At 64.5% G+C, this 13,388-nt stretch carries 14 protein-coding genes; 9 read left to right on the plus strand and 5 right to left on the minus strand.

All coding sequences use genetic code 11. The features are described 5' to 3' along the window. Positions 1–80: 80 nt before the first annotated feature. Positions 81–1,271 carry a methionine adenosyltransferase gene (metK, locus tag AACY13_RS15850; RefSeq protein WP_339462541.1) on the minus strand — a complete coding sequence of 397 codons (1,191 nt, stop codon included), beginning with the start codon at positions 1,269–1,271 and terminating at the stop codon, positions 81–83. 12 nt (positions 1,272–1,283) lie between these two features. After that, the gene (locus AACY13_RS15855; RefSeq protein WP_339462542.1) at positions 1,284–2,300 is read right to left on the minus strand and encodes an ArsR/SmtB family transcription factor; all 1,017 of its coding nucleotides are present in this window, start codon (positions 2,298–2,300) and stop codon (positions 1,284–1,286) included. Positions 2,301–2,497: 197 nt separating this feature from the next. Between AACY13_RS15855 and tkt the strand changes: the two genes are divergently transcribed. The 5 genes from tkt to fba all read left to right on the plus strand — a co-directional run bounded on the left by tkt (position 2,498) and on the right by fba (position 8,321). Then, entirely contained in the window at positions 2,498–4,498 is a 2,001-nt protein-coding gene (gene tkt / locus AACY13_RS15860) for a transketolase (RefSeq protein ID WP_339462543.1), read from the plus strand. 66 nt (positions 4,499–4,564) lie between these two features. Further along, complete coding sequence (gene epd, locus AACY13_RS15865) at positions 4,565–5,632, plus strand: erythrose-4-phosphate dehydrogenase (RefSeq protein ID WP_339462544.1); 1,068 nt, start codon at positions 4,565–4,567, stop codon at positions 5,630–5,632. Positions 5,633–5,636: 4 nt separating this feature from the next. After that, positions 5,637–6,800 carry a phosphoglycerate kinase gene (locus tag AACY13_RS15870; RefSeq protein ID WP_339462545.1) on the plus strand — a complete coding sequence of 388 codons (1,164 nt, stop codon included), beginning with the start codon at positions 5,637–5,639 and terminating at the stop codon, positions 6,798–6,800. A gap of 25 nt (positions 6,801–6,825) precedes the next feature. Continuing rightward, entirely contained in the window at positions 6,826–7,146 is a 321-nt protein-coding gene (locus tag AACY13_RS15875) for an MliC family protein (RefSeq protein ID WP_339462546.1), read from the plus strand. Positions 7,147–7,256: 110 nt separating this feature from the next. Then, positions 7,257–8,321 (plus strand): class II fructose-bisphosphate aldolase, encoded by a 1,065-nt coding sequence (fba, locus tag AACY13_RS15880; RefSeq protein WP_339462547.1) that lies wholly within the window; start codon positions 7,257–7,259, stop codon positions 8,319–8,321. Between the two features lie 118 nt (positions 8,322–8,439). Here fba and AACY13_RS15885 read toward each other — a convergent pair whose 3' ends face one another. After that, positions 8,440–9,123, minus strand: coding sequence for a polysaccharide lyase family 7 protein (locus tag AACY13_RS15885; RefSeq protein ID WP_339462548.1), 684 nt, complete (start codon positions 9,121–9,123; stop codon positions 8,440–8,442). A gap of 410 nt (positions 9,124–9,533) precedes the next feature. Between AACY13_RS15885 and AACY13_RS15890 the strand changes: the two genes are divergently transcribed. From AACY13_RS15890 to AACY13_RS15905, 4 genes are all read left to right on the plus strand, one after another. Next, positions 9,534–10,010: a hypothetical protein gene (locus AACY13_RS15890; RefSeq protein WP_339462549.1), complete on the plus strand. Its 477-nt coding sequence runs from the start codon at positions 9,534–9,536 to the stop codon at positions 10,008–10,010. Between the two features lie 13 nt (positions 10,011–10,023). Next, the gene (locus tag AACY13_RS15895) at positions 10,024–11,121 is read left to right on the plus strand and encodes a PQQ-dependent sugar dehydrogenase (protein ID WP_339462550.1); all 1,098 of its coding nucleotides are present in this window, start codon (positions 10,024–10,026) and stop codon (positions 11,119–11,121) included. A gap of 90 nt (positions 11,122–11,211) precedes the next feature. Beyond that, positions 11,212–11,658 (plus strand): hypothetical protein, encoded by a 447-nt coding sequence (locus AACY13_RS15900; protein ID WP_339462551.1) that lies wholly within the window; start codon positions 11,212–11,214, stop codon positions 11,656–11,658. A 70-nt stretch (positions 11,659–11,728) separates the two neighbouring features. Next, positions 11,729–12,220, plus strand: coding sequence for a M48 family metallopeptidase (locus tag AACY13_RS15905; protein ID WP_339462552.1), 492 nt, complete (start codon positions 11,729–11,731; stop codon positions 12,218–12,220). Positions 12,221–12,380: 160 nt separating this feature from the next. On the opposite strand, the gene AACY13_RS15910 is transcribed toward AACY13_RS15905, so the two are convergent. After that, positions 12,381–12,614, minus strand: coding sequence for a DUF2789 domain-containing protein (locus tag AACY13_RS15910; protein ID WP_339462553.1), 234 nt, complete (start codon positions 12,612–12,614; stop codon positions 12,381–12,383). A gap of 214 nt (positions 12,615–12,828) precedes the next feature. After that, positions 12,829–13,320: a GreA/GreB family elongation factor gene (locus AACY13_RS15915; RefSeq protein WP_339462554.1), complete on the minus strand. Its 492-nt coding sequence runs from the start codon at positions 13,318–13,320 to the stop codon at positions 12,829–12,831. Positions 13,321–13,388 lie beyond the last annotated feature (68 nt).

Raw genomic sequence — 13,388 nt, forward strand, 5'->3', positions numbered from 1 at the left:
AGCGGCTTTTGAGGTGGCAGGCGTAATTGCGTGCAATAAAAAGCCCCGCACAAGGCGGGGCTTTGCTAGCGCGTTGCAGGTTACAGGCCGGCGGCGGCGCGCAGGTCGGCGACCTTGTCGGTCTTTTCCCAGGTGAAGGTGGTGAAGCTGTCGTCGCCGACCGTCTTCTGCTCCGGGGTGCGGCCGAAATGGCCGTAGGCCGCGGTTTCCTGGTACATCGGGTGCAGCAGGTCGAGCATCTTGGTGATGGCATAGGGGCGCAGGTCGAACACCTCGCGCACCAGCGTGATGATCTTGTCTTCGGCGATCTTGTGGGTGCCGAAGGTGTTGATCGAGATCGAGGTCGGCTGGGCCACGCCGATGGCGTAGGACACCTGGATTTCGCAGCGTTCGGCCAAACCGGCCGCGACGATGTTCTTGGCCACGTAACGACCGGCGTAGGCCGCCGAACGGTCGACCTTGGACGGGTCCTTGCCGGAGAACGCGCCGCCGCCGTGGCGCGCCATGCCGCCGTAGCTGTCGACGATGATCTTGCGCCCGGTCAGGCCGCAGTCGCCCACCGGGCCGCCGATGATGAACTGGCCGGTCGGGTTGATATGGAACTGGGTGTCCTTGTGCAGCAGCTCGGCTGGCAGCACGTGCTTGACGATCAGCTCCATCACGCCTTCGCGCAGGTCGGCGTATTTCACTTCCGGGTTGTGCTGGGTGGACAGCACCACGGCGTCGATGCCGACCACCTGGCCGTTCTCGTAGCGGCAGGTGACCTGGCTCTTGGCATCCGGGCGCAGCCACGGCAGCAGGCCGGACTTGCGCGCCTCGGCCTGGCGCTCGACCAGGCGGTGGCTGAAACAGATCGGTGCGGGCATCAGCACGTCGGTCTCGTTGCTGGCGTAGCCGAACATCAGGCCCTGGTCGCCTGCGCCCTGGTCTTCCGGCTTGGCGCGGTCGACGCCCTGGTTGATGTCCGGGGACTGCTTGCCGATGATGTTGATGATGCCGCAGGTGTTGCCGTCGAAGCCGACATCGGAGCTGGTGTAGCCGATATCGCAGATAACCTTACGCACCAGGTCTTCCAGGTCGACCCAGGCGCTGGTGGTGACTTCACCGGCGACGATGGCCACACCGGTTTTTACCAGGGTTTCGCAGGCCACGCGGGCGTGCTTGTCCTGGGCGATGATGGCGTCCAGCACCGCATCGGAGATCTGGTCGGCAATCTTGTCCGGATGGCCTTCGGAGACGGACTCGGAGGTAAAGAGGGAGTATTCGCTCATCGATCGGTTTTCCTATTGTGTGGCGCTGACGGTGGCCCGCAGGCCGCTGTTTTCATGGGGCTTGGCAAAGTGCCGTACCTGAATCTGGAAGCCGTTGCGCAGGCCGACATACAGGCTCTCGCTCGGCGTGAGACCGGAGGCCGTGGCCCAGCGGGCCAGGTCGTCCTGTTCGAAGCCCAGCCACAGATCGCCGCAGGCCTGCTTGGCCCAGCTCTGGTTGTGGCTGCATAAATCGGTGATCAGCAGGCTGCCGCCCGGTTTGACCCGCCTGGCCAGCTGCTTCAGCGCCTCGGCCGGGGCGGCGAAATGGTGCAGGACCATATTCAGTACCAGGCAGTCGGCGGCCGGGTAGTCGTCGCTCAGGGCGTCGGCCAGGTGCAGCTCGACATTGCTCAGGCTGTCCTGTTCGCAGCGCATACGGGTCAGCTCGAGCATCGCCGGGCTGTTGTCCAGGGCGGTGACGCGGCTGAAGCGGCTGGCCAGCTCGGGTAGAAAACCGCCGTCGCCGGGACCGATTTCCAGGGCCGTGGCGGTTGCTGCAAAGTTCAGCGAGTCGAGCAGGCTGAGCAGGCTGTCGCGGTATTGCGGCAGGCCGGCGATCAGGTCCTGCTGGGCCTGGAAACTGGCCGCGCTGCGGGCGAAGAAGTCCTGGCTGGCGGCGGCGCGCTGGCTGTGTACCTCGGCAATCCGGCCGCGCACCTCGGCGGGCAGGGGCAGGCGGTCCACTTCCTCGAGCAGGGCCGCGTGCAGGCTGCCGCCGAGCTGTTCGTTATGGGTCAGGGCGCGCCGGTAGAAAATCGCATTGCCTTCGCGGCGCGTGGCCACCAGGCCGGCCTGGGCCAGCACCTTGAGGTGATGACTGATGCCGGACTGGCCGATGGCAAAGATCTGCGCCAGTTCCAGCACGCCGAAGGAGTCGTTGCTCAGGGCACGCAGCACATTCAGGCGCAACGGATCGCCACCGGCCTTGCACAGGGCAGCGAGGGCGTCGACGGGTTCGAAGGCCGGAAGGGGGGCGCGCATATTCATAGGCTGGGCAGTCTAGTCGGTCATTTTTCATCCAGCAATACCAATATCAAAAAGTTTTGATATTGGTATTGCTGGGCCAAAGGCCAGAAAACCTTGGCTCTGCGACTATCTGTCATTGCCCCGGTGGGCCTCGCTGGGCGAAAATGGCCGCCTTTTTCGACCCCCAGTTGCCCAAGCAGCCCGTAGGAGATTCAGTGATGCCCAGCCGTCGTGAGCGAGCCAATGCCATTCGTGCCCTAAGCATGGATGCCGTGCAGAAAGCCAACAGCGGCCACCCCGGTGCCCCGATGGGCATGGCGGATATCGCCGAAGTGCTGTGGCGCGACTACCTCAAGCACAACCCGAGCAACCCCAGCTTCGCCGACCGCGACCGCTTCGTCATGTCCAACGGCCACGGTTCGATGCTGATCTACTCGCTGCTGCACCTGACCGGTTACGACCTGGGTATCGAAGACCTCAAGCAATTCCGCCAGCTGCACAGCCGCACCCCGGGTCACCCGGAATACGGCTACACCCCGGGCGTAGAGACCACCACCGGCCCGCTCGGCCAGGGCCTGGCCAACGCCGTGGGCTTCGCCCTGGCCGAGAAGGTGCTGGGTGCGCAGTTCAACCGTGACGGCCACAATATCGTCGACCACTTCACCTACGCCTTCCTCGGCGACGGCTGCATGATGGAAGGCATCAGCCATGAAGTCAGCTCCCTGGCCGGCACTTTGGGCCTGGGCAAGCTGGTGGCGTTCTACGACGACAACGGCATCTCCATCGACGGCGAAGTCGAGGGCTGGTTCACCGACGACACGCCGAAGCGCTTCGAGGCCTACGGCTGGCAGGTGATCCGCAATGTCGACGGCCACGACGCCGAAGAACTCAAGATCGCCATCGACACCGCGCGCAAGACCAGCGACCAGCCGACCCTGATCTGCTGCAAGACCACCATCGGCTTCGGCTCGCCGAACAAGCAGGGCAAGGAAGACTGCCACGGCGCGCCGCTGGGCAATGACGAAATCGCCCTGACCCGTGCCACCCTGGGCTGGAACCACGGTCCCTTCGAAATCCCGGCCGATATCTACGCCGAGTGGGACGCCAAGGCCGCTGGTGCCGCTGCCGAAGCCGAGTGGGATCAGCGTTTCGCTGCCTACGCCGCCGCTTATCCGGAACTGGCCAGCGAGTTCAAGCGGCGCATCGCCGGCGAGCTGCCGGCCGATTTCGCCGAGAAGGCCGCCGCCTATATTCAGGAAGTCGCCGAGAAGGGCGAAACCATCGCCAGCCGCAAGGCTAGCCAGAACGCGCTGAACGCCTTCGGCCCGCTGCTGCCGGAGTTCCTCGGTGGCTCGGCGGACCTGGCCGGCTCCAACCTGACCCTGTGGAAGGGCTGCAAGGGCGTGTCGGCCGAAGACGCCTCCGGCAACTATATGTTCTACGGCGTGCGCGAGTTCGGCATGAGCGCGATTATGAACGGCGTGGCCCTGCATGGTGGTTTCGTGCCCTACGGCGCGACCTTCCTGGTGTTTATGGAATACGCCTGCAACGCCGTGCGCATGGCGGCGCTGATCAAGAAACGCGTGCTGTTCGTCTACACCCACGACTCCATCGGCCTCGGCGAAGACGGCCCGACCCACCAGCCGATCGAGCAGTTGGCCAGCCTGCGCTGCACACCGAACCTGAATACCTGGCGTCCGTGCGACGCGGTGGAGTCGGCGGTGGCTTGGAAGTGCGCGATCGAGCGCAATGATGGCCCCAGCGCGCTGATCTTCAGCCGGCAGAACCTGACCCACCAGATGCGCTCCGCCCAGCAGTTGGCCGATGTCGCCCGCGGCGGCTATGTATTGAAGGACTGCGCCGGCGAGCCGGAGCTGATTCTGATCGCCACCGGTTCGGAAGTTGGTCTGGCAGTCGCCGCATACGAGCAGCTGAGCGCGCAAGGTCGCCAGGTGCGCGTGGTGTCGATGCCGTCGACCAGCCTGTTCGACCAGCAGGACGCCGGCTACAAGCAGGCGGTATTGCCGCTGCAGGTGAGCGCGCGGATTGCCATCGAGGCCGCCCATGCCGACTTCTGGTACAAGTACGTCGGCCTGGAAGGTCGGGTCATCGGCATGACCAGCTTCGGCGAGTCGGCCCCGGCCCCGGCGCTGTTCGAGCACTTCGGCTTTACCGTCGAGAACATCCTGGAAACCGCCGCCGAGCTGTTGGACGCCTGATCCGGCGAATGATGGGTGATGCCGCCTTGCGGCTAACCCATCCTCCGGTTCCCCATCGAGATCGCCATGTCCAATCGTCCCTTCCGAATTGCCCTCAACGGCTATGGCCGTATTGGCCGCTGCGTGCTGCGTGCGCTGCATGAGCGCGGTAACGGAGCGCGCCTGGAAATCGTCGCGTTGAACGACCTGGCCGACCAGGCCAGCATCGAATACCTGACCCGTTTCGACTCCACCCACGGACGTTTTCCCGGCGAGGTGAAGGTCGACGGCGATTGCCTGCATATCAATGGCGACTGCGTTAAAGTGCTGCGCCAGGCCACGCCCGAAGCCATCGACTGGGCGGCGCTGGATATTGATCTGCTGCTGGAGTGCTCCGGGCAATACACCAGCCGTGCCGATGCCCAGCGTTTTATCGATGCTGGTGCGCCGCGGCTGCTGCTGTCGCAGCCGATGGCCAGCGAGGCGGATATCGACGCCACGGTGGTGTTCGGGGTCAATCAGGCGTGCCTGACCGGCAACGAACGGCTGGTGTCGAATGCCTCCTGCACCACCAACTGCGGGGTGCCGCTGCTCAAGTTGCTCAACGAGGCGGTAGGCCTGGAGTACGTCTCCATCACCACGATCCACTCGGCGATGAACGATCAGCCGGTGATCGACGCCTATCACCATGAGGATCTGCGCCGTACGCGCTCGGCCTTCCAGTCGGTGATTCCGGTGTCCACTGGTCTGGCTCGTGGTATCGAACGCCTGCTGCCGGAACTAAGCGGGCGGATTCAGGCCAAAGCCATTCGGGTGCCGACGGTCAACGTGTCCTGCCTGGATATCACCCTGCAGACCGCCCGCGACACCTCGGCGGCCGAGATCAACGCGGTGTTGCGTCAGGCCGCCGAAAGCGGCCCGTTGCAAGGCCTGTTGGCCTACACCGAGCTGCCCCACGCCAGTTGCGACTTCAACCACGACCCGCATTCGGCGATTGTCGACGGCAGCCAGACCCGGGTCTCCGGGCCGCGGCTGGTCAACCTGCTGGCCTGGTTCGACAACGAATGGGGCTTTGCCAACCGTATGCTCGATGTCGCCGAACACTTTCTGGCCGTATCCACTACTTCTATTCAACCAGCCCCCGTGAAGGACTGATTTAATGACCGTTTTGAAGATGACCGACCTCGACCTCGCCGGTAAGCGCGTGCTGATCCGCGAAGACCTCAACGTGCCGGTAAAAGACGGCGTGGTGAAGAGCGACGCGCGCATCCTCGCCTCCCTGCCGACCATCAAGCTGGCGCTGGAAAAGGGCGCGGCGGTGATGATCTGCTCGCACCTGGGTCGCCCGAGCGAAGGCGAATTCAGCGCAGAGAACAGCCTCAAGCCGGTGGCCGACTACCTGAGCAAGGCCCTGGGTCGCGACGTGCCACTGGTTGCGGATTACCTCGGTGGCGTCGAACTCAAGGCCGGCGAGATCGTATTGTTCGAGAACGTGCGCTTCAACAAGGGTGAGAAAAAGAACGCCGACGAGCTGGCCCGGCAATACGCCGCGCTGTGCGACGTGTTCGTTATGGACGCCTTCGGCACCGCCCACCGCGCCGAGGGTTCGACCCACGGCGTGGCCAAGTTCGCCAAGGTCGCCTGCGCAGGCCCCTTGCTGGCCGCCGAGCTGGACGCCCTGGGCAAGGCCCTGGGTAACCCGGCCAAACCGATGGCCGCTATCGTTGCCGGCTCCAAGGTGTCGACCAAGCTCGATGTGCTCAATAGCCTGAGCCAGATCTGCGACCAGCTGATCGTCGGCGGCGGTATCGCCAACACCTTCCTCGCTGCCGCCGGTTTCCCGGTCGGCAAGTCGCTGTACGAAGCCGATCTGGTCGACACCGCCAAGGCCATCGCGGCCAAGGTCAGCGTGCCGTTGCCGGTCGATGTGGTCGTCGCCAAAGCCTTCGCCGAAGACGCCGAAGCCACCGTCAAGCTGGTGGCCGATGTGAGTGAGGACGACATGATCCTGGACATCGGCCCACAGACCGCCGCGCAATTCGCCGAGCTGCTGAAGTCGTCGAAGACCATCCTCTGGAACGGCCCGGTCGGTGTATTCGAGTTCGACCAGTTCGGCAACGGTACCCAGGTGCTGGCCCAGGCCATCGCCGAAAGCCCGGCGTTCTCCATTGCCGGCGGTGGCGACACCCTGGCGGCCATCGACAAATACGGCGTGGGCGACAAGATTTCCTATATCTCCACCGGTGGCGGTGCCTTCCTCGAGTTCGTCGAGGGCAAGGTCTTGCCAGCAGTTGAAGTATTGGAGCAGCGCGCCAAGGCGTGAGCAGCCTGATCAGGGAGCAACCGCAATGCTGAAAAGGACCACTCTACTGGCGTTGCTCAGCCTGCTGGGCGCATGTGCCAGCCAGCCAGCGCCGTCGGACAACTGGACACGCTGGGTCTGCGACAACCAGACCGAAGTGTTGTGGCGCTTCGCCGATGGCAGCCGCGAATCTGTCGATGTGCGCCTGGGCGGCGGCGATATCGCCTATCGCCTGATCCAGGAACCATCTGGCTCGGGTGCGCTGTACAGCGACGGCCTATTGTCCTTTCACACCAAGGGTGAAGAGGGGCTGGTCTATTGGACGGCCAAGGATGACCTGATCGACCGGGGCTGCAAGGCACCCTAGCGACTAATTGAATGCAGGCCGGGGTCACCCCCGGTCTGAATGACTTGAATAGCGCTTGCCCCTGCGGCAGGCTTGCACGATTAACGAGCCCCACCGGGAGAAAGAACACCATGGCACTTATCAGCATGCGCCAGATGCTCGACCACGCCGCCGAATTTGGCTACGGCGTGCCGGCCTTCAACGTCAACAACCTCGAGCAGATGCGCGCGATCATGGAAGCGGCCGACAAGACCGATTCCCCGGTGATCGTCCAGGCGTCCGCCGGTGCCCGTAAATACGCCGGTGCGCCCTTCCTGCGCCACCTGATCCTGGCTGCCATCGAAGAATTCCCGCATATCCCGGTGTGCATGCACCAGGACCACGGCACCAGCCCCGACGTGTGCCAGCGCTCGATCCAGCTGGGCTTCAGCTCGGTGATGATGGACGGCTCGCTGAAAGAAGACGGCAAGACCCCGGCCGATTACGACTACAACGTGCGCGTCACCCAGCAGACTGTGGCCTTCGCCCACGCCTGCGGTGTTTCGGTGGAAGGTGAGCTGGGTTGCCTGGGCAGCCTGGAAACCGGTATGGCCGGCGAAGAAGACGGCGTCGGCGCGGAAGGCGTGCTCGATCACAGCCAGATGCTCACCGACCCGGAAGAAGCTGCTGATTTCGTTAAGCAGACTCAGGTCGATGCCCTGGCGATTGCCATTGGCACCAGCCACGGCGCGTACAAGTTCACCAAGCCACCTACCGGCGACATCCTCGCCATCGACCGCATCAAGGCGATCCACGCACGTATCCCCAATACCCACCTGGTGATGCACGGTTCTTCTTCGGTGCCGCAGGAGTGGCTGGCGATCATCAACCAGTACGGTGGCGACATCAAGGAAACCTACGGCGTGCCGGTCGAGGAAATCGTTGAAGGCATCAAGTACGGCGTGCGCAAGGTCAATATCGACACCGACCTGCGCCTGGCCTCCACCGGTGCCATGCGTCGCCTGATGGCGAGCAACCCGAGCGAGTTCGACCCGCGCAAGTTCTTCGGGGCCACCGTCACCGCCATGCGCGACATCTGCATCGCCCGCTACGAAGCCTTCGGCACCGCCGGCAACGCCTCGAAGATCAAACCGATGAACCTGGAAGCCATGTTCCAGCGCTACGCCAAGGGTGAGCTGGCCGCCAAGGTCAACTGATACCCGCGCCGGCGCTGCGCGCCTGACGGGTGCGCAGCGCCGGATCATGCCGTTGGCTGAAAAGAACGCCGCGTCTCCTCCAGGGGGCGCGGCGTTTTTTATGCGCAAGGTGCGCACCTCAGGGCGCGGTGCTGAGCAAGGGCCGATGCTCGATGCCCAGTTTGTCGAAGCGCGCCGCGCCGGCTTCGGTTTCATAGCCGCTGTTGTCCTGGGGGTAGACCCCCGCCTTGAAATACAGCGGTTTACTCGCCCAGGCCGAGTCGAGGCGGGTGCTCCACTTGGTCTCGTTGAGGTTGATCGTCAGGCTCCCCTTCGGCGTCAGGTGCAGGACGTAGGTAAAGCGCTGGTCCAGCGCGATGCCGCTGGCCAGGGTGATGACCTGGATCGGTGCTTCGGGCGCGAGGCGTACCTTGGCGACGATATTGCCGCTGACGGCGTAAGCCTTGTACTGGTACTCCAGCTTGAGCAGCGGCATGGCGCTCTTGTAGGCATGGATCTGGCCAATCACCAGTTTGCCGGTGGAGGGCACCTGGCTGACGCTCAGCGCGGCGCGCAGGAAGTGGTCTGCGCTGGGGTAGGTCCAGTTGTGCAGGCTGCCGTCGGGGTAAGTTTCGCGCAGCTCGCTACGGGGGTACTTAGCGTTCTCGGTGGTGCTGCCGTTGACCGGGGCCCAGAAGAAGATCGCGCCGTTCTTGGACTGGAAATAGTGATCCTGGTAACCGCCGGCCAGCACCGGGGTTTCGATGGTGGTGGCGGGAACGCCGACCGGAACGCTCAGATTCCACATGGCGAGGTCGATCATGCTCGATGCTCCTGAAAGGCAGGGACTTCAGTCGGGGCACATCTCATCCAGGAGTCGGTAAGGCCTTGCTTGGCGTTTCAGCGGGTGGCACGCGCGAACTTGAAGGGGGGCAGGGGTTGCCCTTGTCGGGAGGCGGGACTGCCTTCGCGGCATCTGTATAGCGGCAGAAGTTCAAAATGGATGACAGCCGTTCGTCGCATGTTTGACGTCAATAATTCGTCTGTCGTGGTGGCCGGTCCGCGGTCAAACCCCGTCGGTGCAGCTGCCGCCGGTCGTGGCCGCGAACCGCTGCAGCCCCCTGCAAGCAGGGCGCAGGGGAGCCAGGTAAAACCCTGTAAAACACCCAGGGCCATGGCGGCCGACGGGCTGCGCCATACTCCCTGTACTGTCGTCCCGGGAAACCTCCACCCATGTCCAGCAAGCCACGTCTGTTGCTCGCCTTCGTTCTTGCCGTGTTGCTGACTACCTTGCTCGCTTCGATCTTCCAGACCCAGAGCAACCTTGCCGCCCTGCAGGCCCTCGGCGCGCCCATGCCGCTGGACGTGCGCCTGGCTAGCACCTGCCTGGATCTGTTCGGTTTCGGGCCGACCTTCGTCCTGCTGGCCACCTTCGGCTTCGCCTGCGCCCTGCCGCTGGCGCTGTGGAGCGCGCGTCGCCTGCCGTCCCTGCGCTGGGTGATCTTCGTCCTGGCCGGTGCCGCGGCGATCTGGACGGCACTGGCGCTGGCCAATGCACTGGCACCGATGCCGACGCTGATCGCCGCCGACCGCAGTCTGTTCGGCACCCTGGGGCTGATGGCCTGCGGCAGTGCCGGTGCGCTGCTGTTCGGCCTGCTCTGCCGGCGGGGGCGCTATCGAGTGCAACCGACGCCTTCCGCCTCCCTATGACAAGGCCCCACCCATGTTGAGAACCACCCTGATGCTGCTTGGCAGCCTGGCCACCAGCACGCTGGCGCTGGCCCAGGATTACCGCATCGAGACCGTCACCGCCGGCCTCGAGCATCCCTGGTCCCTGGCCTTTCTGCCGGACGGGCGGATGCTGGTGACCGAGCGCGTCGGTCGCCTGCGGATTATCGACAAGGATGGCAGCCTCGATCCCGAACCGGTCGTCGGCGTGCCCGAGGCCTTCGTGGCCGCCCAGGCGGGCCTGATGGAAGTGCTGCTCGATCCCGATTTCGCCCGCAATCAATGGCTCTACCTGAGCTACGCCTATGGCACCGAGGAGGCCAACAATACCCGCCTGGCCCGTGGCCGCCTGGTGGATGGCCAGCTACTGGACGTCGAAGTGCTGTTTAGCGCCCTGCCGGCCAAGGCCGGTGCGGCACACTATGGCGGGCGCATGGTCTTTCTCCCGGACCAGACCCTGGTGCTGGCCCTGGGCGACGGTTTCGACTGGCGCGAGCAGGCGCAGAACCCGGCCAACCACCTGGGCAAGATCGTGCGGTTGCACCGCGACGGCAGCGTGCCGGCGGACAACCCCCTGGTCGGGCAGGCCGGGGCCGCCCCGGAGATCTACAGCCTGGGCCACCGCAATGTTCAGGGCATCTACTACGATGTCCGCTTGCAGCGCCTCTACAGCCACGAGCACGGCCCCCGCGGCGGCGACGAACTGAACCTGATCGAGCCCGGGCACAACTATGGCTGGCCGCTGATCACCTATGGGGTGGATTACACCGGTGCGCAGATTTCGCCCTACACCGAACTGCCCGGCCTGCGGCAGCCGCTGCTGCACTGGACGCCTTCGGTGGCCCCCTCCGGCCTGACCCTGTACCGCGGTGCGCTGTTTGCGCAGTGGCAGGGCGATCTGTTCGCCTCCACCCTGGCCGAGCGCAGCGTGCGGCGCATGCGCATGGTGCAGGGCCAGCTGGCGGGCCAGGAGGTCCTGTTCGAAGAGCTGGATGAGCGGATTCGCGATGTCCGCAGCGGCCCCGACGGTGCGCTTTACCTGCTCACCGACAATGCCCAGGGCCGCGTGTTGCGGGTGCTGCCGGCCGAGTAGGCGGCTCTTGGCACCCTGCTGCAGGGCGCTGCTTGAACTACGACGGCTGCTGCCGGGACAATCGCGCCGGACTGAGCAAGGAACCCTCCCATGGACGAACGCAATCCCTACGCGGCCCCGGCCGCCAGCCTGGGCACCAGCCGCCGCGTCAATCCGCCGGGCTATGGCCTGTACCTGGGCCTCAATCTGCTTTATGCCCTGCTGGCGCTGGGCTGTCTGGCGATCCTGCTGCTGGGCGGCCGGATCGCCCTCGAGGGTGCGCATCTGTTGGTGGTCGGGATCTTTCTGGCACCGCTGGTCAGTTGCCTGCTGGTGGTGGGCGAGTACCCGCGGCTGTTCGCACGCTGGCGCTGGCTGCAGGGGCTACTGTGCGCGGTGCTGTTGCTGTTCTGCCTGCAGGACCTGGCTCGCCTGGCATTGCTGGGGATCGGCGTGTTTATGACCCTGGTGAATCTGTTCTCGCTGCTGGCGAGCGGTCATTTCCAGCGGCTGCGGCAAGCGGCGCACACCCCGCTTGGGCCGCACGAACGCATGTGAAGGCGTCTTTGCGCCCCGCAATGCCTTGGTTACACTGCGCGCCCATCGCTTTTCCGTCGCTATCGTGCCCATGTCACCGCTGAAATACCTGCAAGGCTACCCCGTCGAACTCCAGGACAAGATCCGCCAGCTGATCGCCGAGCAGCGCCTGGGCGATTACCTGGCACGTTCCTACGGCGGCAAGCATGGCATCCAGAGCGACAAGGCCCTGTATGCCTATATCCAGGGTCTCAAGCAGGAGCACCTGCGCAATGCGCCGGCCATCGACAAGGTGCTCTACGACAACCGCCTCGACCTGACCCACCGGGCGCTGGGCCTGCATACGGCGATCTCGCGGGTGCAGGGCGGCAAGCTCAAGGCGAAGAAGGAAATCCGCGTCGCCGCCCTGTTCAAGGACGCCGCACCGGAATTTCTGCAGATGATCGTGGTGCACGAACTGGCGCACCTGAAGGAGGCCGAACACAACAAGGCCTTCTACAAACTGTGCGAATACATGCTGCCGGGCTACCACCAGCTGGAATTCGACCTGCGGGTCTACCTGACCTGGCGCGAGCTGTCCTAGGGGCGCGGTGTCGATAATTCGGCGCTTCGTAGGGTGCGCCGTGCGCACCGCCCAGGCTAAGGGTTATTGGTGCACAACGCTCATCTGCGGGCCCCAGGTGCGCACAGCGCACCCTAGGGTAAGGCTACCCGGCAGCCGGTGCTGCCGGTGAGCGGCCCGCTTAGTCGCGCAGCAGCAGGTTGAGCTGGTCGACCACCTCGGCCCAGTCGGCGTCCTCAAGGATTTCCTCGCGCAGAAAATCCGCCTGGGCCTTGTCCCAGAAGGGGGCGTCGGCCAGCTGGCAGCCTTGGCTCAGCGGCGAGTGCTGCTTGATAAAGCGATCGATGGAGTCCGGGTCGTCGGCCAGGCCGAGTTGCTTGAACAGTGAGGAAAGGCTGTGGGTGGGCGCTTGCATGCTGGTCTCCCTGGATAGGACGGGGATGGTTCCCTGAGCCTTAAGTGATAACACCTTTAGCAGGTCATTGAAAAACTACCTGCGTTGCCCTCTTCTTGAAAAGATAGGGGCGTTAAAAACAGGCTCAAAATGCTCATTTACAGCACGTAAACTGCGCTTTTTCGCCTGTTTTTGCCTTGTCTCGGCTGCCTCGCCTACATTTTTCAACGACCTGTCAGTCGACCGACAGAAGCTCGAACAGTTGCACGCCGCTGGCGATATGCAGGGCAATCTGGTCGCCGCAGCCCTTGCCGAGCAGGGCGCGGCCCAGGGGAGCCTGGGGGCCGATGACCTGCACGCTGTGGCCGTCCTGTTGCAGTTTCATCGCCGCGCCGTCCGGGCCGAGGAACAGGCACTGGCGCTTGTCGTCCTCGTCGGCCAGCCAGACCAGTGCGCCGAGCTGCACGCCCAGGCGTTCGTCGAAGGGGCGCAGGACCAGCTGCTTCCAGGTGCTCAGGGTGTGGCGGATGGCCTGCGCGCGGCGGGCCTGGCCGGTGGCCAGGTAGGAGGCCTCCAGGCCCAGGGTGTCGTATTTGTTCTCGGCGATGTTCTCTTCGTCGGTGGCCGTCTCGTAGGCGGTCTGGGCCGCCTGCTGCGCCTGGCTCAGGGCGGTTTCGAGATGGGCGATGACCTGATGCAGCAGCTGCGCTTTGTTTAGGGTCGGCATGTTCTTGGCTGAGGCTGGGGGAAGGGGCGAGATTAGCGGAAAACCGCCCCCTCGGGGGGCGCGATGCC

It is taken from the genome of Pseudomonas sp. EA_105y_Pfl2_R69 (assembly GCF_963970915.1).
Lineage (GTDB): Bacteria > Pseudomonadota > Gammaproteobacteria > Pseudomonadales > Pseudomonadaceae > Aquipseudomonas.

Coding starts and splice junctions, on each gene's coding strand:
- AACY13_RS15875 (WP_339462546.1), top strand. CDS start 6,826: ATGCTGAAAAGGACCACTCTACTGGCGTTGCTCAGCCTGCTGGGCGCA.
- epd (WP_339462544.1), top strand. CDS start 4,565: ATGTCCAATCGTCCCTTCCGAATTGCCCTCAACGGCTATGGCCGTATT.
- AACY13_RS15870 (WP_339462545.1), top strand. CDS start 5,637: ATGACCGTTTTGAAGATGACCGACCTCGACCTCGCCGGTAAGCGCGTG.
- metK (WP_339462541.1), bottom strand. CDS start 1,271: ATGAGCGAATACTCCCTCTTTACCTCCGAGTCCGTCTCCGAAGGCCAT.
- fba (WP_339462547.1), top strand. CDS start 7,257: ATGGCACTTATCAGCATGCGCCAGATGCTCGACCACGCCGCCGAATTT.
- AACY13_RS15885 (WP_339462548.1), bottom strand. CDS start 9,123: ATGATCGACCTCGCCATGTGGAATCTGAGCGTTCCGGTCGGCGTTCCC.
- AACY13_RS15895 (WP_339462550.1), top strand. CDS start 10,024: ATGTTGAGAACCACCCTGATGCTGCTTGGCAGCCTGGCCACCAGCACG.
- AACY13_RS15890 (WP_339462549.1), top strand. CDS start 9,534: ATGTCCAGCAAGCCACGTCTGTTGCTCGCCTTCGTTCTTGCCGTGTTG.
- AACY13_RS15900 (WP_339462551.1), top strand. CDS start 11,212: ATGGACGAACGCAATCCCTACGCGGCCCCGGCCGCCAGCCTGGGCACC.
- AACY13_RS15910 (WP_339462553.1), bottom strand. CDS start 12,614: ATGCAAGCGCCCACCCACAGCCTTTCCTCACTGTTCAAGCAACTCGGC.
- AACY13_RS15915 (WP_339462554.1), bottom strand. CDS start 13,320: ATGCCGACCCTAAACAAAGCGCAGCTGCTGCATCAGGTCATCGCCCAT.
- AACY13_RS15905 (WP_339462552.1), top strand. CDS start 11,729: ATGTCACCGCTGAAATACCTGCAAGGCTACCCCGTCGAACTCCAGGAC.
- AACY13_RS15855 (WP_339462542.1), bottom strand. CDS start 2,300: ATGAATATGCGCGCCCCCCTTCCGGCCTTCGAACCCGTCGACGCCCTC.
- tkt (WP_339462543.1), top strand. CDS start 2,498: ATGCCCAGCCGTCGTGAGCGAGCCAATGCCATTCGTGCCCTAAGCATG.